At 52.8% G+C, this 18841-nt stretch carries 16 protein-coding genes; 8 read left to right on the top strand and 8 right to left on the bottom strand.

What is annotated here, in order from left to right; all coding sequences use genetic code 11:
• Positions 1–351: 351 nt before the first annotated feature.
• The 4 genes from rsmG to asnC form a co-directional block, all read right to left on the bottom strand.
• The gene (rsmG, locus tag OGW13_RS00160; RefSeq protein ID WP_042998756.1) at positions 352–975 is read right to left on the bottom strand and encodes a 16S rRNA (guanine(527)-N(7))-methyltransferase RsmG; all 624 of its coding nucleotides are present in this window, start codon (positions 973–975) and stop codon (positions 352–354) included.
• Positions 976–1039: 64 nt separating this feature from the next.
• Positions 1040–2929, bottom strand: coding sequence for a tRNA uridine-5-carboxymethylaminomethyl(34) synthesis enzyme MnmG (gene mnmG, locus OGW13_RS00155; protein ID WP_287115452.1), 1890 nt, complete (start codon positions 2927–2929; stop codon positions 1040–1042).
• 379 nt (positions 2930–3308) lie between these two features.
• Positions 3309–3752, bottom strand: coding sequence for an FMN-binding protein MioC (gene mioC / locus OGW13_RS00150; RefSeq protein WP_058587337.1), 444 nt, complete (start codon positions 3750–3752; stop codon positions 3309–3311).
• Between the two features lie 88 nt (positions 3753–3840).
• Entirely contained in the window at positions 3841–4299 is a 459-nt protein-coding gene (gene asnC, locus OGW13_RS00145) for a transcriptional regulator AsnC (protein WP_042323573.1), read from the bottom strand.
• Between the two features lie 150 nt (positions 4300–4449).
• On the opposite strand from asnC, the gene asnA reads away from it, so the two are divergent.
• Complete coding sequence (gene asnA, locus OGW13_RS00140) at positions 4450–5442, top strand: aspartate--ammonia ligase (RefSeq protein WP_044268167.1); 993 nt, start codon at positions 4450–4452, stop codon at positions 5440–5442.
• 2 nt (positions 5443–5444) lie between these two features.
• Here the strand turns inward: asnA and viaA are convergent, their stop codons facing one another.
• On the bottom strand, positions 5445–6896 hold the full coding sequence (gene viaA, locus OGW13_RS00135; protein ID WP_044256201.1) for an ATPase RavA stimulator ViaA: 1452 nt from the start codon (positions 6894–6896) through the stop codon (positions 5445–5447).
• Entirely contained in the window at positions 6890–8386 is a 1497-nt protein-coding gene (gene ravA, locus OGW13_RS00130) for an ATPase RavA (RefSeq protein WP_042998761.1), read from the bottom strand. The genes viaA and ravA overlap by 7 nt, the downstream gene beginning before the upstream one ends.
• Positions 8387–8605: 219 nt before the next feature.
• Between ravA and kup the strand changes: the two genes are divergently transcribed.
• The 7 genes from kup to rbsR all read left to right on the top strand — a co-directional run bounded on the left by kup (position 8606) and on the right by rbsR (position 16528).
• Positions 8606–10474 (top strand): low affinity potassium transporter Kup, encoded by a 1869-nt coding sequence (gene kup / locus OGW13_RS00125; RefSeq protein WP_109739686.1) that lies wholly within the window; start codon positions 8606–8608, stop codon positions 10472–10474.
• A gap of 196 nt (positions 10475–10670) precedes the next feature.
• Positions 10671–11090, top strand: a complete 420-nt coding sequence (rbsD, locus tag OGW13_RS00120) for a D-ribose pyranase (RefSeq protein ID WP_042998763.1) — start codon at positions 10671–10673, stop codon at positions 11088–11090.
• A 7-nt stretch (positions 11091–11097) separates the two neighbouring features.
• A complete protein-coding gene (gene rbsA, locus OGW13_RS00115; protein ID WP_061069422.1) occupies positions 11098–12603 on the top strand; it encodes a ribose ABC transporter ATP-binding protein RbsA in 1506 nt (501 codons plus the stop codon).
• A gap of 5 nt (positions 12604–12608) precedes the next feature.
• Entirely contained in the window at positions 12609–13574 is a 966-nt protein-coding gene (gene rbsC / locus OGW13_RS00110) for a ribose ABC transporter permease (RefSeq protein ID WP_287115451.1), read from the top strand.
• Positions 13575–13598: 24 nt separating this feature from the next.
• A complete protein-coding gene (gene rbsB, locus OGW13_RS00105) occupies positions 13599–14489 on the top strand; it encodes a ribose ABC transporter substrate-binding protein RbsB (RefSeq protein WP_042998766.1) in 891 nt (296 codons plus the stop codon).
• 107 nt (positions 14490–14596) lie between these two features.
• Entirely contained in the window at positions 14597–15526 is a 930-nt protein-coding gene (gene rbsK, locus OGW13_RS00100; protein WP_287115459.1) for a ribokinase, read from the top strand.
• A 3-nt stretch (positions 15527–15529) separates the two neighbouring features.
• Complete coding sequence (rbsR, locus tag OGW13_RS00095; RefSeq protein ID WP_080721904.1) at positions 15530–16528, top strand: ribose operon transcriptional repressor RbsR; 999 nt, start codon at positions 15530–15532, stop codon at positions 16526–16528.
• On the opposite strand, the gene mdtD is transcribed toward rbsR, so the two are convergent.
• Entirely contained in the window at positions 16494–17921 is a 1428-nt protein-coding gene (mdtD, locus tag OGW13_RS00090; protein WP_044268176.1) for a multidrug transporter subunit MdtD, read from the bottom strand. The genes rbsR and mdtD overlap by 35 nt on opposite strands.
• Complete coding sequence (locus tag OGW13_RS00085; protein ID WP_042998769.1) at positions 17918–18637, bottom strand: FadR/GntR family transcriptional regulator; 720 nt, start codon at positions 18635–18637, stop codon at positions 17918–17920. Before OGW13_RS00085 ends, mdtD begins: the two co-directional genes overlap by 4 nt.
• Positions 18638–18841: the final 204 nt, after the last annotated feature.

Raw genomic sequence — 18841 nt, 5'->3', positions numbered from 1 at the left:
AGCATATTCGCCCCGACGGTATTTATTTACTTGGCAAATGATGCCTTTTCAACTTTCTGATATTTAAGCCTAAAATCACTCACTCTTTTAAAAACGACCGATTACATCTCAAAAACCAACCATTGACATTTTTAATAAAAATTCAACACTCGAGAGTGATTCTACGCCTGGATTTTTAGCAGCCTGATATTTTCAGTGTTGACTAATTTTGTCTTTAGCCAAAAAAGCCACGTTGCCCTGTTGATAATAGACAGTAAATGTGGCGTTAAGTGTGACGACTTATATCGGCAAAAATGTCTCAGTGTTTTAACAATAAAAAGACCGATTTTTCTCTATTTTTTTTGATAAATATTAAATTTTGTTTGGCTTAATCACCACCAGATGGCGCTCACCTTCCAGATGCGGAACCTGCAGTTTAACTACCGATTCAACACAAAACGCAGGAGGAAGCGACGCTATTTCGTCTTCCGGTAGCTGGCCTTTCAGCGCATAAAAACAGCCCTTCTCGCCCGGAAGGTGGTGACACCAGCTCACCATGTCATTGAGTGAAGCGAACGCCCGGCTGATCACGCCATCAAACGGTGGCTCTGCGGGAAATTCTTCCACACGACTTTGCACTGGCGTGATGTTAGCCAGCTTCAGCTCATGCTGGACCTGACGCAGGAAACGCACGCGTTTACCCAGACTGTCGAGCAGGGTGAAATGCGCTTGCGGACGCACAATGGACAACGGAATGCCCGGCAACCCCGGTCCAGTTCCGACATCAATAAAACGCTCACCCTGCAAATGCGGTGCCACGATAATACTGTCGAGAATGTGACGAACCAGCATCTCGTTGGGATCCCGCACAGAGGTCAGGTTGTACGCTTTGTTCCATTTGTGCAGCATTTCAACATACGCAATCAGCTGATTTTTCTGGTGATCAGTAAGCGAAATGCCGGCGTCTGCCAGCAGGCGTGAGAGTTTGTTGAGCACGGTGATTACCTGTTTTAACTAATTTGCCCGGTAAGCAATGCGCCACCGGGCAACGTTCAACACATTAAGCGCTGCGGCGCAGCATACCCTGTTTTTTCAGCCACACCAGCAGAATGGAGATAGCGGCAGGCGTGACGCCAGAGATGCGCGATGCCTGGCCGATCGAAACCGGCTTGTGATCGTTTAGCTTGGCAATCACTTCGTTCGACAGGCCAGATACCTGGCGGTAATCCAGCGTGGCAGGCAGCAGCGTGTTTTCATTGCGCAGCTGTTTTTCAATCTCATCCTGCTGACGAGCGATATAACCTTCGTACTTCACCTGGATTTCAACCTGCTCAGCAGACTGCGCGTCTTCCAGTGCGGGGGCAAACGGCGTCAGCCTCGTGAGCTGTGCATAGGTCATTTCCGGACGACGCAGCAGATCTTCACCACTGGCTTCACGAGACAGCGGCGCAGTAAGGTGAGCATTCACTTCGTTGGCCGATTCCGCCGCAGGCGTCACCCAGGTAGATTTCAGGCGCTGGCGTTCGCGTTCGATGTTCTCCAGCTTCTCGTTGAAGCGAGCCCAACGCACGTCATCCACCAGCCCCAGTTCACGCCCCATTTCGGTCAGACGCAGATCGGCGTTGTCTTCGCGCAGCATCAGACGGTATTCGGCACGCGAGGTGAACATGCGGTACGGTTCTTTGGTACCCAGCGTGCACAGGTCGTCGACCAGTACGCCGAGATAGGCCTGAGAACGCGCCGGTGCCCACCCTTCTTTGTCTGCGGACAGACGCGCGGCATTGAGCCCAGCAAGCAGGCCCTGGGCAGCAGCCTCTTCGTAGCCGGTGGTACCGTTAATTTGTCCGGCGAAGAACAGGCCCTGGATAAATTTGCTTTCCAGCGTCGGTTTCAGGTCGCGCGGGTCGAAAAAGTCATACTCAATGGCATAACCCGGACGGACGATTTTCGCGTTCTCCATCCCTTCCATTGAGCGGACAATCTGCATCTGCACGTCGAAAGGCAGGCTGGTGGAGATCCCGTTCGGGTAAATTTCATTTGAGGTAAGCCCTTCCGGCTCCAGGAAGATCTGGTGCTGGTTACGATCGGCAAAGCGCATCACTTTATCTTCGATCGACGGGCAGTAACGTGGTCCGATCCCTTCGATCACGCCTGCATACATCGGGCTACGATCGAGGTTATTACGGATCACGTCATGGGTTTTCTCGTTGGTATGTGTGATATAGCACGGCACCTGTTGTGGGTGCTGGGCAGCATTGCCCATGAACGAGAAGACCGGCATTGGGTTGTCGCCATGCTGCTGCGCCAGCACGCTGAAATTAATCGTGCGTGCATCGATACGCGGCGGGGTGCCGGTTTTAAGACGGCTTACGCGCAGCGGCAGTTCGCGCAGACGGCGAGAGAGCGGAATGGACGGCGGATCGCCAGCACGGCCACCGCTGTAATTATCCAGACCAATATGAATTTTGCCGTCAAGGAAAGTTCCAACGGTCAACACTACCGCTTTGGCGCGGAATTTCAGCCCCATCTGGGTCACTGCGCCAACGACACGATCGTTTTCAACAATCAGATCTTCAACCGCCTGCTGGAAGATCATCAGGTTGGGTTGGTTCTCCAGCGCGGTACGCACCGCCTGACGGTACAGCACACGATCCGCCTGAGCACGGGTAGCGCGAACCGCCGGTCCTTTGCTCGCGTTTAGTATCCTAAACTGGATGCCTGCATGGTCGATTGCTTGGGCCATCAGCCCGCCGAGCGCATCCACTTCTTTTACCAGGTGTCCCTTCCCAATACCGCCAATCGCCGGGTTGCAGCTCATCTGCCCCAGCATGTCGATATTGTGTGTCAAAAGCAGGGTTTGTTGACCCATACGCGCTGCGGCCATCGCGGCCTCAGTGCCTGCATGACCCCCGCCAATGATGATGACGTCAAAAGGATCCGGATAAAACATGGTGATTGCCTCGCATAACGCGGTGTGAAAATGGATTGAAGCCCGGGCGGTGGATTCTACTCAACTTTGTCGGCTTGAGAAAGACCCCGGGATCCTGGCTATTAAAAAGAAGATCTTTTTATTTAGAGATCTGTTCTATTGTGATCTCTTATTAGGATCGCCATTGGCTGTGGATAAGCCGGATCCCGGTATTAAGATCAATACCTTGGTAAGGATCATTAGCTGTGAATGATCGGTGATCCTGGTCCGTATAAGCTGGGATCAGAATGAAGGGTTATACACAACTCAAAAACTGAACAACGGTTATTCTTTGGATAACTACTGGTTGATCCAAGGTTCCTGACAGAGTTATCCACACTCGATCGCACGATCTTTACACTTATTTGAGTAAATTAATCCAGGATCCCAGCCAGGCTTCAGCCGGATCTTCCGGAATATCGTGTTCAAGGATGTTGATCTTCAGCGTTTCGCCGATCTGTCTGGCTCCGGAATGCTTCAGTTCAGCTTCGATCTTCTCGATAGCGCCACAGAAGGTGTCATATTCGCGACTGCCGATACCGATCGCGCCGAAACGAACCTGCGACAGATTTGGTTTTTGCGATTGAAGATCTTCATATAAAGGAACAAGGTTATCCGGAATGTCTCCCGCACCGTGCGTGGAGCTGATGACTAGCCAGATCCCGGAGGCAGAAAGATCCTCTAACAGCGGGCCGTGCAGGGTTTCAGTAGAAAAACCGGCATCTTCCAGCTTTTCAGCCAGGTGTTCTGCAACATATTCAGCGCCGCCGAGGGTGCTGCCGCTAATAAGAGTTATGTCAGCCATACAAGCCCATCCTGTTAAAGAAGGGCTATTGTACGCTGTGAGTGAGCTGGGATCTACCTGTGGAAAAATGTGGGATTAAAAAAGGCGATCACGGCTTGATGGTACGCATAATCGGGTTTTGCAGGACGATCAACGTCTCGGTGGACTGAATTTCATCAATTGTTTGGATCTTGTTGATAAGTACATGCTGGAGGGCATCGATCGACCGGCACATGACCTTAATAAAGATGCTGTAGTGGCCCGTGGTGTAGTACGCCTCAGTGACTTCATCCAGGCTTTCCAGTCTGGCCAACGCCGAAGGATAGTCTTTGGCGCTTTTGAGAATGATGCCGATAAAGCAGCCGACGTCATAACCGAGTTGCTTCGGGCTGACGTCAATGCGCGCACCGGTGATGATCCCCGCCTGTTTCATTTTCTCCACACGCACGTGAATGGTCCCCGGACTGACGCCAAACTGTTTTGCCAGTTCGGCGTAGGCGGTACGGGCATTTTCCATTAAGGCATCAAGAATGCCGCGGTCCAGATTGTCGATCTGATAATTTTCCATCGCTTTTTCTTATGTGTATTAATGATTCATTCTATTTTAGCGGTTAATTTTAATGAATCAAAATTGAATACGGCTTTTTGTTTGTTGATTATTGAATATTGCCCCCATTTTGTTGCTTAATCATAGGCAACAGGACGCAGGAGTAAAAAAATGAAAACCGCTTACATTGCCAAACAACGCCAAATTAGCTTCGTGAAATCTCACTTCTCTCGTCAACTGGAGGAGCGTCTGGGTCTGATTGAAGTCCAGGCACCGATCCTCAGCCGTGTAGGGGATGGCACGCAGGATAACTTGTCGGGCTGTGAAAAAGCGGTGCAGGTGAAAGTGAAAGCGCTGCCAGATGCCCAGTTCGAAGTGGTTCATTCGCTGGCGAAGTGGAAGCGTCAAACACTGGGACAACACGACTTCAGCGCTGGCGAAGGGCTCTACACGCACATGAAAGCCCTGCGCCCGGATGAAGATCGTCTCTCCCCGCTCCACTCAGTGTATGTCGATCAGTGGGACTGGGAACGCGTGATGGGCGACGGTGAGCGTCAGTTCTCCACTCTGAAAAGCACGGTAGAGGCTATCTGGGCGGGAATTAAAGCGACCGAAGCAGCGGTAAGCAAAGAATTTGGTCTGGCACCGTTCCTGCCAGAGCAGATCCACTTTGTTCACAGCCAGGAATTACTGAGCCGTTATCCGGGTCTTGATGCAAAAGGTCGTGAACGTGCGATCGCCAAAGAGTTAGGCGCGGTCTTCCTGGTGGGGATCGGCGGTAAGCTCAGCGATGGCCACCGCCATGACGTTCGTGCGCCGGACTATGATGACTGGAGTTCCGCATCCGAGTTGGGGTATGCCGGTCTGAACGGCGATATTCTGGTCTGGAACCCGGTGCTGGAAGATGCGTTTGAACTCTCTTCCATGGGCATCCGTGTCGATGCCGACGCGCTGAAACATCAGCTTAAGCTTACCGGTGATGAAGATCGTCTGAGTCTGGAATGGCACCAGGCGCTGCTGCGCGGTGAAATGCCGCAGACTATCGGCGGCGGCATTGGTCAGTCGCGCTTAACCATGCTGCTGCTGCAACTGCCGCACATTGGTCAGGTTCAGTGCGGCGTATGGCCTGCACAGGTCCGTGAAAGCGTAGCTTCGCTGCTGTAATCTTATCGCCGCCAGCGTCTGAGCAGGCGGCTTCGCATCCCGGTATCAAAGCGCCAGATATGATCGAAAATGCGCATGATGCCGGGTTTGCCATGTGCTGACATCGCCACCGCGTGAAAGCGATGTTGATGAACCCGTTGCAGCTCTCCGACTTTACTCACCACTTCGTCAGGCAACCGCTGGGCGATAAAATCTGAAATCACCACCGCATCGGCATCAAACCACTCTCGTCCCTGCATGCGTTCAATAATGGCGCGAAAACAGCTGGCGATATCCGTACCGCCGCGAAAGCGTTGGCTCAGAAAGCGGATAGCCTGCTCAATGCCTTGTTGGCCGGAAAGCTCATAGCGCACCACTTCGGTGGAAAACAGCATGATGAAGCAACGACGGTTATCGGCAAGGGCAATGCGCATCAGGGCCAGGCAAAAGGCCTTTGCGCACTGTTCATTAAAGCCCCCCATTGAGCCGGAGGTGTCAACGCACACAATGAACGGCCCGCGCGGCTGTTCATCGAAATCCTGATGAATCACCGGTCGTTCAGTGACCTTCTCGCGCCAGGCTTCACCGTGCAGACGATAAGTGAGCAGTTGTTTTTCCACCAGCCGCCGGTAGAACTCATATTCCAGTTCTGTTATGCCGAGCGTGGCCAGTTCCGGTGGCAACAGACGCAGAATATCGTCACTTTGCTGAATACCATCAACCTGCTCAGGCACCGTGGCGGGCTCGCGCACCAGCGTGCGAAAGGTCTCCATCGGCGCATCTTTTCGCGGAACGGATTTGGCTTCTCTGGAACGCCCCAGTTGCTCTGCCAGTCGCATCAACTCCGGCTGTTCGCGCAGAAAATCACCGTACTTAACGATCAGTTGATAATCACCGCGTCTGAGCTGACCGGCGCTCATATCCCACAGGCGGCCTGCGGCGGTTTCGTTTTCTGCCAGAACCGGATCCAGTTGCCCGCTCAGGGTCATTCGTTCCTGAACTTCACTCAGTAACTGTTCACGCTCTTCTTCAAGCAATTGCTGATTCAGTGTCGTGGTCTGCACCACCAGACTTAAGCGCCAACGCTGTAAAAAGAGCGTATGCAGAGCGGGGGTGAATATCGTGTTGCTGTCCACCAGTTGCTGCGCCTGTTCGGCATACGGCGAGTGCAGCCGGTGTAATAGCGTCAATATTTGCGGAAGCTGGACGATGAACTGCGCGGTAGAGAGAAGTTGGCTCTGCTGGTAGCACATCACCTCTTCCGTCAGCTCAGGCGGTACGCGTGCATCTTTAAGCCGCCGACGAAGCGCTTCGCGCCAGCGCGGCAGATCGTCCGTGATTGCCGCTTTCAGACGGGGAAATTTTTCAAAAAAGACCGCCAGCTGTGGCGAGGCCAGCAGCGCGAGGATCATCTCTTCGATCATCCCCTCTTCACTGACGGCTAACATGACATTAAGTGTATCCAGTGTCAGCATTGTTGCGCCTGACGGATCTGCTCACCGACATCCTGAAGGCTGGCCTCAATACGACCTAACCAGTCGCTATGAATAAACAGGCACTTTTGCTGTTCGCTAAAGCGGGTATGCTGCTGGCGCCAGTCGTTTTCCAGCGCCTCCAGCTGCTGCTTGATTTCGCCGGGCATGGCTTCTTCCGACGAACCAGGAAGCGCCAGGCGCGTGCCCTGTAGACTCACATCGCGCACAACCAGATGCTGGGCGCTATCGACTTCCATATTCAGCGTCTGAGCAAACCCGATCCCGTTAAGTTTACCGCGGATCTCGCCCCCTTTCGCCAGCCATTGCTCCAGCGCGCTGCGATCAAAAGCGATGTGGATCACTTCCATATCATGCAATTTCAATGGTTTTTGCAGAAGTAGTGTCAGAGTTGTCGCAGTGACCTCAGCGGGCAAATCGTAATGCGGACGACGGCTGAACATGCCACCCTGACGCAGCACGGTAAACGCGGTTTTATCGCTTTGTTGCTGCTGTAACTGAATGCGTTGCTGGACGATACCGCCGAGGCGTGTCAGCATGGTTTGCTGTTGCCAGGCGTGTCCGGTCATCAATATTTCGAGCTGTTGCTGCATCAGGTTCAGGCTCTGGGCGTCGTACCACAGGCAGTCCTTTAGCAGAATGAGATCGATAGGGGCAACGGCGTCACGCCCGCTAAAGAAGGCGCTGGCCTGTAACAGACGAATCGCTTTTTTCCAGCGACGGTCTGAGACGTAAGGCGCATTCGGCAGATTATCCAACTGCTGGCGCAGCGTAAAAATCAGCTCAAAAACATGATCGGGCAGCGTAATTGCGCCAATGTCTTTCTGCCAGCGGTAATACTCTTCATCGCTCACCTGTAGTGAGGCGGGAACCGGGTTTTCGCTTTCGTCCTGTTGGCTTACCAGTAAGGAGCGAAAGTTAGCTTTGTCCTGCACTTTGTCCAGCCACAGACGGATCAGCATACGGTCGTACAGCGCTTCCAGACTGCTGTCTGCTTCCGGTAGTTCGTTGGAGGCGGCCACCAGCAGGCGCATAGGGATTTTTTCTTCGTGCGCGCCGTTGCGAAAGTGACGTTCGTTAATTGCAGTCAGCAGGGTATTGAGGATTGCCGGACCCGCTTTCCAGATTTCATCAAGAAAGACGATTTCCGCTTCGGGAAGATAACCGGCGGTTAAGCGTTCGTAACGACCTTCATCTTTAAGCGCCTGAATAGAGAGTGGGCCAAAAACCTCTTCCGGCGTGGAAAAACGCGTCATCAGATATTCAAACGCCCGCGCATTCTGGAAGGCAAATTTCAGCCGACGGGCAATCAGGCTTTTGGCGATCCCTGGAGGGCCAAGTAAGAAAACGCTTTCGCCGCTCAGGGCGGCCAGCAGGCAAAGCCGAATGGCGTGACTGCGCTCATAGAGACCTTTTTCCAGCGCGCTGCTCAGGCGGGAAATTCTTTCCGCTAATAAATGTGGGTGAGCCATAATAGAGTGGCGTCCTTTCATAAATGTACTGCGTTAACAGCGAGTATAGACGTTTCGGTTCACAGGCTGAACTTGTTCGGGAGGCTGTTTATTTTTCTTTGAGCCAGGTTAATCTGGTCTCATTTAGGGGTACGATTTTGCTTGGAATCGTGCATACTGTGCGCTTTTTGTGGGCCAAGGGACTACGCACACATTTCTTTATATATGAAAGACTAGTCTATGAGCACTGATAATAAGCAATCATTGTCTGCGATTACCCTCGCAGCCATTGGGGTTGTCTACGGTGATATTGGTACCAGCCCACTTTATACACTTCGTGAATGTTTGTCCGGTCAGTTTGGTTTTGGCGTTGAACGCGATGCCGTTTTTGGTTTTTTGTCGCTGATTTTCTGGCTACTCATCTTTGTTGTTTCGATTAAGTATCTGACTTTCGTCATGCGTGCTGATAACGCTGGTGAAGGGGGGATCCTGACGCTGATGTCGCTGGCGGGGCGTAATACCTCCGCGCGAACGACCTCTATGCTGGTCATCATGGGCTTAATCGGCGGCAGCTTCTTTTATGGTGAGGTGGTGATCACCCCGGCCATCTCGGTGATGTCGGCCATTGAGGGTCTGGAGATCGTTGCGCCACAGTTGGATACCTGGATTGTCCCGCTGTCGATAATCGTCCTGACGCTGCTGTTTATGATTCAGAAGCACGGTACCGGGATGGTGGGGAAATTATTTGCGCCTATCATGCTGGCCTGGTTTTTGATTCTGGCCGTGCTTGGCCTGCGCAGCATTATTGCCAACCCCGAAGTGCTGCAGGCGTTGAACCCGATGTGGGCGGTGCATTTCTTTCTGGAATATAAAACCGTCTCCTTTGTTGCGCTTGGCGCGGTGGTTCTGTCGATTACCGGTGTCGAAGCGCTGTATGCCGATATGGGGCACTTTGGTAAGTTCCCCATCCGTCTGGCGTGGTTCACCGTGGTACTGCCTTCGCTGGTGCTCAACTACTTTGGTCAGGGCGCGCTGCTGTTAAAGTATCCGGAAGCGATTAAAAACCCGTTCTTCTTGTTGGCGCCGGACTGGGCGTTGATTCCGCTGCTGATCATTGCGGCGCTGGCGACGGTGATCGCCTCTCAGGCGGTGATTTCAGGCGTCTTTTCGCTGACGCGTCAGGCGGTTCGCCTGGGATATCTGTCGCCCATGCGTATCATTCATACGTCAGAAATGGAGTCCGGGCAGATCTACATTCCGTTCGTCAACTGGATGCTTTATATCGCAGTGGTCATTGTGATTGTCAGCTTCGAACACTCCAGTAACCTGGCGGCGGCGTATGGGATTGCCGTGACCGGCACGATGGTGCTGACCTCGATTCTCTCAACCACCGTGGCGCGTAAAAACTGGCACTGGAATAAGTATTTCGTAGCGCTGATTCTCGTCGCGTTCCTGTGTATTGATATTCCGTTGTTCTCGGCAAACCTCGACAAACTGCTGTCTGGTGGTTGGTTACCGTTATCGCTGGGTCTGGTGATGTTCACCATCATGACCACCTGGAAGAGCGAACGTTTCCGCCTGCTGCGTCGTATGCACGAGCACGGTAATTCTCTGGAAGCGATGATTGCCTCGCTGGAGAAATCCCCGCCGGTACGCGTACCGGGAACTGCGGTATATATGTCTCGCGCGCTGAATGTGATCCCCTTTGCTCTGATGCACAATCTCAAGCACAACAAGGTATTGCATGAGCGAGTGATCCTGCTGACGCTGCGGACTGAAGATGCGCCGTACGTGCATAACGTCCGTCGTGTGCAGATTGAACAGCTGTCGCCAACCTTCTGGCGCGTCGTTGCCAGCTATGGCTGGCGTGAAACGCCGAATGTTGAAGAAGTCTTCCATCGCTGTGGTCTGGAAGGGTTGAGTTGCCGGATGATGGAAACGTCGTTCTTTATGTCGCACGAGTCGTTAATCGTCGGCAAACGCCCCTGGTATTTGCGTCTGCGTGGCAAGCTGTATCTGCTTCTCCAGCGTAACGCGCTGCGCGCGCCTGACCAGTTTGAGATCCCGCCTAACCGCGTGATTGAACTGGGGACACAGGTCGAGATTTAACGTGCTCATCCAGCCGGGCAGCGCAACGCTTGCCCGGCATTTTTCTTCCCGTCCAGCTCTGCTTTGTCTCTCTTGCCATTTCACTTAGCGAAACGTTTCGACGGTGATCACAAATCTGTTACGTAATGATGGTTATTTGCTCACTTCTCAGACTACACTCAATACCAGCGAAACGTTTCGCTAGTGGAGTAAGAAAATGAAGAAAGGCACTGTACTCAATTCAGAGATTTCATCGGTGATCTCCCGTCTGGGGCATACCGATACGCTGGTGGTGTGTGATGCAGGTTTACCCATCCCGAACAGAACTACGCGTATTGATATGGCATTAACCCAGGGCGTACCTTCTTTTATGCAGGTACTGGATGTGGTGACCCGTGAAATGCAGGTTGAGTCGGCCATTCTCGCGACGGAAATTAAACAACATAATCCGCAGCTCCACGAAACGTTGCTCAGCCATATCGAGCAACTGCAACAACACCAGGGAAATACCATAGAAATTCGTTACACCACGCATGAACAATTTAAAAAACAAACCGCAGACAGTCAGGCGGTAATTCGCAGCGGGGAGTGTTCCCCGTATGCGAATATCATTCTCTGTGCTGGCGTCACTTTCTGAGGCTGTCATGGACGCATTACTGCAACTCAAAGGGATCGATAAAGCGTTCCCTGGCGTGAAAGCGCTATCCGGCGCCGCACTCAATGTTTATCCCGGCCGCGTGATGGCGCTGGTGGGGGAAAATGGTGCCGGCAAATCCACCATGATGAAAGTGCTGACCGGTATCTATACCCGTGATGCGGGTTCGCTGTTGTGGCTGGGTAAAGAAACCACCTTTAATGGCCCTAAATCGTCCCAGGAAGCCGGTATCGGCATCATCCATCAGGAACTTAACCTGATCCCACAGCTCACCATTGCGGAAAATATTTTCCTCGGCCGCGAATTCGTTAACCGCTTTGGCAAGATTGACTGGAAGAAAATGTATGCCGAAGCGGATCTCCTGTTAGCTAAACTCAATCTGCGCTTTAAGAGCGACCGCCAGGTTGGTGAATTGTCGATTGGCGACCAGCAGATGGTCGAGATCGCCAAAGTGCTGAGCTTTGAGTCGAAAGTCATCATTATGGATGAGCCAACGGATGCGCTCACCGATACCGAAACCGAATCCCTGTTCCGCGTGATCCGCGAACTGAAGTCGCAGGGGCGCGGTATTGTCTATATTTCTCACCGCATGAAAGAGATCTTCGAGATTTGCGATGACGTGACCGTTTTCCGCGACGGGCAGTTTATTGCCGAACGTGAAGTGGCCTCGCTGACCGAAGACTCCCTGATAGAGATGATGGTGGGACGTAAGCTCGAAGAGCAGTATCCGCGCCTGGATAAAGCGCCTGGCGACATCCGTCTGAAGGTCGATAACCTGTGCGGACCCGGTGTGAACGATGTCTCTTTTACTCTGCGTAAAGGTGAAATATTAGGGATCTCGGGCCTGATGGGAGCCGGGCGTACCGAACTGATGAAGGTTCTGTATGGCGCGCTGCCACGCACCAGTGGTTATGTCACGCTCGACGGGCATGAAGTGATCACTCGTTCTCCGCAGGACGGACTGGCGAACGGTATCGTCTATATTTCTGAAGACCGCAAGCGCGACGGTTTAGTGCTCGGTATGTCGGTAAAAGAGAATATGTCGCTGACCGCGCTGCGCTATTTCAGTCGCAGCGGCGGCAGTCTGAAGCATAAGGATGAGCAACAGGCGGTAAGCGATTTTATCCGCCTGTTCAACGTGAAGACGCCGTCGATGGAACAGGCTATCGGTCTGCTGTCCGGTGGCAACCAGCAAAAAGTGGCGATTGCCCGTGGGTTGATGACCCGTCCGAAGGTGCTGATCCTCGATGAGCCTACCCGCGGCGTGGACGTGGGGGCCAAGAAAGAAATTTATCAGTTAATTAACCAGTTTAAGGCCGACGGCCTGAGCATCATTCTGGTCTCCTCTGAGATGCCAGAAGTATTAGGCATGAGCGATCGCATTATCGTCATGCATGAAGGGCATCTCGGCGGTGAATTCACTCGCGAGCAGGCCACCCAGGAAGTTCTGATGGCTGCCGCTGTAGGCAAGCTTAATCGCGTGAATCAGGAGTAAAAAAGATGACTACCCAGGCTGTTTCTGGTCGCCGTTATTTCACCAAAGCGTGGTTGATGGAGCAGAAGTCGCTCATCGCCCTGCTGGTGCTGATCGCGATTGTCTCGACGTTGAGCCCTAACTTTTTTACCGTCAATAACCTGTTCAACATTCTTCAACAGACATCCGTGAACGCCATTATGGCGGTGGGGATGACGCTGGTGATCCTGACATCGGGTATCGATCTGTCTGTCGGTTCCTTGCTGGCGCTCACCGGCGCGGTGGCGGCTTCAATTGTAGGGATTGAAGTTAACGCGCTGGTGGCCGTTGCTGCTGCTCTGGCATTAGGTGCCGCTGTTGGCGCAGTCACAGGTGTGATTGTGGCGAAAGGCCGCGTGCAGGCGTTTATCGCCACGCTGGTCATGATGCTACTGCTGCGCGGCGTGACAATGGTGTACACCAACGGGAGTCCGGTTAATACGGGCTTTACCGATAATGCCGATCTGTTTGGCTGGTTCGGTATCGGTCGTCCGCTGGGGGTTCCAACGCCGGTCTGGATCATGGGTATTGTTTTCCTGGCGGCATGGTACATGTTGCACCACACTCGTCTGGGTCGCTATATCTATGCGCTGGGTGGTAACGAAGCGGCAACGCGTCTGTCTGGCATTAACGTCAGTAAAATCAAGATTATCGTCTATTCACTGTGTGGGCTGCTGGCATCGCTGGCGGGCATCATTGAAGTGGCGCGCCTCTCCTCTGCCCAGCCGACTGCCGGTACGGGTTATGAGTTGGATGCCATCGCAGCCGTTGTGCTGGGTGGGACCAGTCTGGCGGGCGGCAAAGGTCGTATTGTTGGGACCTTGATCGGCGCATTAATTCTGGGTTTCCTCAATAATGGTTTGAATTTGTTAGGTGTTTCCTCCTATTACCAGATGATCGTCAAAGCGGTGGTGATTTTGCTGGCGGTACTGGTAGACAACAAAAAGCAGTAACAACGACTACAGGACATCTTAAATATGAACATGAAAAAACTGGCTACCCTGGTTTCTGCTGTTGCGCTAAGCGCCACCGTGAGCGCGAACGCAATGGCGAAAGATACCATTGCGCTGGTGGTCTCCACGCTTAATAACCCGTTCTTTGTCTCGCTGAAAGACGGGGCGCAGAAAGAGGCTGACAAGCTGGGTTACAACCTGGTGGTACTGGATTCTCAGAACAACCCGGCGAAAGAGTTGGCGAACGTTCAGGATTTAACCGTACGTGGTACTAAAATTCTGCTGATCAACCCGACGGATTCCGACGCGGTGGGTAACGCAGTGAAGATGGCGAACCAGGCGAATATCCCGGTGATTACCCTTGACCGCCAGGCAACTAAAGGTGACGTCGTCAGCCATATCGCATCTGATAACGTGCTGGGCGGGAAAATCGCCGGTGATTACATCGCCAAAAAAGCCGGTGAAGGCGCAAAAGTCATTGAACTGCAAGGTATTGCCGGGACTTCCGCGGCGCGTGAGCGTGGTGAAGGTTTCCAGCAGGCCGTTGCGGCACACAAATTTAACGTTCTGGCCAGTCAGCCGGCAGATTTCGACCGCACTAAGGGTCTGAACGTTATGCAGAACCTACTGACTGCGCATCCGGACGTGCAGGCTGTTTTTGCACAGAACGATGAAATGGCGCTGGGTGCGCTGCGTGCTCTGCAAACCGCAGGTAAATCTGATGTGATGGTGGTCGGATTTGACGGTACGCCTGATGGCGAAAAAGCGGTAAATGATGGCAAACTGGCTGCGACTATCGCACAGTTACCGGACCAGATCGGCGCGAAAGGCGTTGAGACAGCGGATAAGGTGCTGAAAGGCGAGAAAGTTCAGGCCAAATATCCAGTTGACCTGAAGCTGGTCATCAAGCAGTAACTGGCGATTCAGGCGACCGCGTGTCGCCTGAGGGACTAAATATAAAGAAAAGTGTGGCATACGCCACCGGGTAATACCGGTGGCGATCTCAGATGGACACCCCGAAAATGAAAACCGCAGGCAGTCTTGTCGTTCTAGGCAGCATTAATGCCGACCATATCCTGAACCTTGAAACATTCCCTACGCCAGGCGAAACCGTCACCGGAAATCACTATCAGGTGGCTTTTGGCGGTAAAGGGGCGAATCAGGCGGTGGCTGCGGGTCGCAGTGGGGCTAATATTGCGTTCATTGCCTGTACGGGCGATGACGATATCGGAAGTAACATCCGTAAACAGCTTGTCAGTGACAACATTGACGTCGATTCGATCAGTGTCATTAGCGGTGAGTCCACCGGCGTGGCGCTGATTTTTGTGAACGGCGACGGTGAAAACGTTATTGGTATTCATGCTGGCGCTAATGCGGCGCTTTCCCCTGCATTCGTTGAGGCGCAGCGTGAGCGCATTGCTCAGGCATCTGCATTGTTGATGCAACTGGAGTCGCCGATAGAAAGCGTGTTGATGGCCGCGAAGATCGCAAAGCAAAACAATACGATTGTGGCGCTGAACCCGGCTCCGGCGCGTGAGTTATCCGACGAACTGCTGGCGCTGGTGGATATCATCACCCCCAACGAAACCGAAGCGGAAAAGCTGACGGGGATCCGTGTCGAAACTGATGCTGACGCAGCGAAAGCATCCCAGGCACTGCATGCAAAAGGCATTCGTACCGTATTGATTACATTAGGAAGCCGGGGTGTCTGGGCCAGTGTGAATGGCGAAGGCAGTCGGATACCTGGATTTAAAGTTGACGCTGTCGATACTATCGCTGCGGGCGATACCTTCAACGGCGCGCTGATCACCGCTCTGCTGGAAGAAAAACCGTTGTCTGACGCAATCCGCTTTGCGCATGCCGCTGCGGCAATTGCGGTGACCCGTAAAGGAGCACAGCCTTCCGTGCCGTGGCGTGAAGAAATTGAGGCGTTTTTAGGTCAGCAGAGGTAACGCTTGGCTACCATGAAGGATGTTGCCCGCCTGGCGGGCGTTTCCACTTCAACCGTTTCGCATGTCATTAATAAGGATCGCTTTGTCAGTGAAGCGATAACTCAAAAAGTCGATGCGGCGATCAAGTCATTAAATTACGCCCCTTCTGCGCTGGCGCGCAGCCTGAAGCTGAATCAGACGCGCACCATCGGCATGCTGATTACAGCGAGTACCAACCCCTTTTATTCCGAACTGGTGCGTGGCGTTGAGCGCAGCTGTTTTGAACGCGGCTACAGCCTGGTGTTATGCAATACTGAAGGCGATGAGCAGCGCATGAACCGTAATCTGGAAACCCTGATGCAAAAGCGGGTGGATGGTTTATTGTTGCTCTGTACCGAAACACACCAGCCATCGCGTGAGATCATGCAGCGCTATCCTTCTATCCCTACTGTTATGATGGACTGGTCGCCTTTTGATGGCGATGGGGATAGCGATCTTATTCAGGATAACTCGTTGCTTGGCGGCGACCTGGCTACACAGCATTTGATTGATAAAGGTTTTACCCGTATCGCCTGCATTACCGGGCCATTGGATAAAACCCCGGCGCGATTGCGTCTGGAAGGGTATCGCGCAGCGATGAAGCGTGCCGGGCTGGATATCCCGGACGGTTACGAAATTACCGGTGATTTTGAATTTGGCGGTGGGTTTGAGGCCATGCAGAAACTGCTTTCGCATCAACATCGGCCCCACGCTGTGTTTACCGGCAATGATGCCATGGCCGTCGGCGCCTATCAGGCGTTGTACCAGGCCGGATTGCGAATTCCGCAGGACATGGCGGTGATTGGCTACGATGACATCGAACTGGCGCGTTACATGACGCCGCCGCTTACCACGATTCATCAGCCGAAAGATGAACTGGGTGAGCTGGCCATCGATGTTCTGATTCATCGGATGGCGCAACCCGCCCTACAACAGCAGCGTTTGCAACTTACTCCTGTTTTGATGGCGCGGGGTTCCGTGTAGGTTTGTGTCGCTCTTTGATCAGGTTGCGGCCATCTTTGGCTCTCAGCAACATGAACATCAGGGCTGACACGATCGTAATCGCACCCATCGTTATAAAGGTGTAGTGGAACTGTTCGACCGTATTGGTTCCTTCCATCCCTTCATAAATGCGTAACACCGCCGCGCTTATCGCTACCCCTAAACTGATGGACAGTTGTTGCGTAACGGCCAGTACGCTGTTGCCACTGCTGGCGTTATCATCGGTCAGATCGGCCAGCGTAATGGTGTTCATTGCGGTGAATTGCGTCGACATCGCCATCCCGAGAATGAATAACGGCAGAATCAACATCCAGACGGGCATGGCGGGAGATTGCAGAGAAAACTGCGCAATCATCAATCCGATAAAGACCGTAATGCCCACCAGGGTGGTTCGATAACCCAGACGGCGCAGTACCTGCGTCACCATCGACTTCGCCAGTATTGAACCCAGCGCGGTGGGCGCCATCATGCAACCGGCAATCAGCGCCGGAAAGCCAAATCCTACCTGTAGCATCAATGGCATCAGGAACGGCACACATCCTGTTCCCAGACGGGTTGCCAGGTTACCGGAAATGCCGACGGAGAAAGTGCGCGTCTTAAATAGTGACAACGAAATAAGCGGGGTGGGATGGCGTCGCGCATGACGAATATAAGCCAGCAGTAACACAATACTCAGCAGAATAATGGTCAGTGCTATCCAGGTGGCGACAATTTTCTCGCCAAATAACTCCATCCCGCTGGAAAAGAGCACCAGACTCAGGCCGAAAAGAAAGAAGCCAGTCATATCAAATTTGCGCCGAGGGGTGGTGAAGTTCGGCATATATTTGCGCGCATATAAAATACCGGCGATTCCTATCGGAATATTGATCAGGAAAATCCAGTGCCAACTGGCCCAGGTGACCAGAACGCCTCCCAGTACGGGACCCAGAATGGGGCCGACCAGTCCAGGCATCGTCACAAAATTCAGCACCGGCAGCAGTTCACTGCGTGGGTAAGCTCTTAATAATGCCAGGCGAGCAACGGGCATCATCATTGCGCCACCAATCCCCTGAATCACGCGAAAGATAACCAACTCCGGTAACGTACTTGAAAGCGCACAGGCTAGTGAGCCGAGCGTGAACAAGCTCACAGCGATCATGAATACGCGTCGGGTACCAAAGCGATCGGCCAGCCATCCGCTCACCGGAATTAGCATGGCTACCGTCAGGGTATAACTGATAATTGCGGACTGCATTGCCAGTGGGGAGCGATTGAGACTCTGGGCAATGGCGGGTAAAGCGGTATTTAGAATAGTGGCGTCCAGTGCCTGCATGAAGAAAGCCATTGCCGCTATCCACGGCAATCCGGCCATACTGCGTGCTTTTTTGTTGGTCATGCACAATCCTGGTTATTTTCTGGACGTTCATTTGGGGCGAACAGTAGCGCCTGACAGGCCTTAAACGCACCGTCACCGTCGCTTTGTGCAATGGCATCGACAATCGCCTGATGCAAATCCAGCTTCACAACGGTGTTGTAAGTAATTGAATTAAAATAGGTATGGTAGACAGAATGAAACAACGAGGCAAAAGAGGTTAAGAACGGGTTCGCGCTCATTTCATAAATGTGCTCATGCCAGGCCATGTCCACTTCAATCCAGCGTTCGCGCTTAAAGTTTTTTTTCAGCGCCACCATCTCTTCCATCAATGTATTCAGATGCGCTTTTTGTTCTGCGGTACCGATTGTTGCCGCCAGCGAGCACGCCTGAGGCTCCAGGCTGATACGCATCACCAGAAAGTGTTCAATAACCTGCTGAAAATTCTCTTCAGTCATCCACCAGGTGAGTAATTCCTGATCGAGGAAATTCCAGTTTGCCTGTGGCATCACTCGGGTGCCAATGCGAGGGCGCGGCAGCACCATCCCTTTGGCCGTTAATGTTTTAACTGCTTCCCGAACGGCGGTCCGACTCACACCAAACTGTTCGCCAAGCTCAATTTCGCCAGGAAGAATGGCGCCAGGGGCATATGCACCTTTGAGGATCTGCTGCGCCAGCTTCTCAGCCAGGACATAGGAAAGGTTTTTCTGTGCAGCCAACTGTTGTGCGCTTAAAGGCATGACTCTTTGTCCTTTATCTTTTTCTTACTCATTAGTATGCCACCAGGAAGTGTGATTGCGGCTGCAAAAACAGCAAAACGCTTATTTTATGGCACGTTAATACCGGTTTTGGTGAAAAAAAGAACACTCGGAAAATTATTTTAAATTTCCCCTTGTCAGCCCGAAATAACTCCCTATAATGCGCCTCCACTGACACGGAACAAC

It is taken from the genome of Citrobacter sp. Ca225, assembly GCF_030337175.1.
In the GTDB taxonomy this organism is placed as follows: domain Bacteria; phylum Pseudomonadota; class Gammaproteobacteria; order Enterobacterales; family Enterobacteriaceae; genus Citrobacter_A; species Citrobacter_A amalonaticus.
The sequence above is the reverse complement of the archived record's forward strand: the minus strand, read 5'-3'. Positions and strand labels throughout refer to the sequence as shown.